Raw genomic sequence first — 1,116 nt, 5'->3', positions numbered from 1 at the left:
TGTGGCACGGCGGCATGTCTCTACCGCACGTGTCATCAAGGCTGGGCGCGTCGTTTGATCACCTTGAAAGGGGTGGGCCTAACAGCATGTTTCGCGAGTGGCTTCAGCCCATATCGTCGAGGCAATAGGCCCATGCGGAAGACAACTGCTTTCCGCCGAATGGCCGACCACGTCCATTCAAATCGAGCAGTTGAAAGCGAGGTGGAGAGCCAGGAGATTTGATAAACGACCGGGAGCATGCATTCCCCAGGGACTATCCATTAGGCAGCCTAAATCATAGGAATTTCTCGGCGTGAGCCGTTCGGGATATGTGTCAGCAACGGCCTCGGGCAAGCGACTCGAGCCACAGAAGTGAAGAGACATGGTCAAGAAACAAGGAAGGTCGTGCCAGGTACGCCTGGCGCCGGAACAAATCGCAGCGATTGATGCCGTATTGGGCCGAGTCTCAGCGGTCGCAGTTGGTGAAGAGGCAAACAAGCGCTATGCGCTCACCCTAGCGAGGGCGGAGTGCAGACGCGTCGCAGCGCAGATCAAGGAGTCAAGGAGCAAGGTGGTACGGCGCATTCTCAGACTACGAGGCGTCGCGGCTGATGATATTGAACTGATGAAAGATCTTGCTCGTTACCATTGCAAATCGCCGGCAGACTTACTTGGTCTGATGGTACATCGCGAGTTGGCAGAGGTGGCTGGCGGAAGCATCGTATCGTTGCATGATGTGCGCCTCAGTGGCGACGTCATCAGTGCATACAAACGTGTGCTTGCAAAGCTCATGCCTGCCAAAGACTCCGTATCCGTAGGACGGCGGCGTAACGCTAACAGATAACTGCGCTTATAAGGACACCGATGGCGCCTCGGCCGCCGCACCTACTTGGTGGATGCGCGGTCTCCGGGCGATTAAGAGAGTAGTCGATACGGCTTGGGAAGATCAAAACCTTCTCAAGCCGTCCGTGAGGAGGATAGGTCGGAACCAATAGAAAAAGGGACTTCCAGAACGGTCAGCTCTGGAAGTCCCTTTCGGGACTTCGGATTGCGGTGCTATTATTGATCTTTCCGTAAATCATGACATCACCACAACGTTGCCTGAACCCAGCACGCGGCGATGATCGAAGGCCGGTG

The 1,116-nt window shown here is 55.6% G+C and carries 1 protein-coding gene; it reads left to right on the top strand.

Annotated features, from left to right (window positions below; all coding sequences use genetic code 11):
• Positions 1–361 precede the first annotated feature (361 nt).
• Positions 362–823, top strand: coding sequence for a hypothetical protein (locus ACGLHR_RS51820; RefSeq protein WP_400103912.1), 462 nt, complete (start codon positions 362–364; stop codon positions 821–823).
• The last annotated feature ends 293 nt before the right edge of the window (positions 824–1,116 follow it).

The organism is Cupriavidus sp. CuC1, from assembly GCF_044627735.1.
In the GTDB taxonomy this organism is placed as follows: domain Bacteria; phylum Pseudomonadota; class Gammaproteobacteria; order Burkholderiales; family Burkholderiaceae; genus Cupriavidus; species Cupriavidus ulmosensis.
Note: the sequence above shows the minus strand (reverse complement) of the source record. Positions and strands in the feature narration are given on the sequence as shown.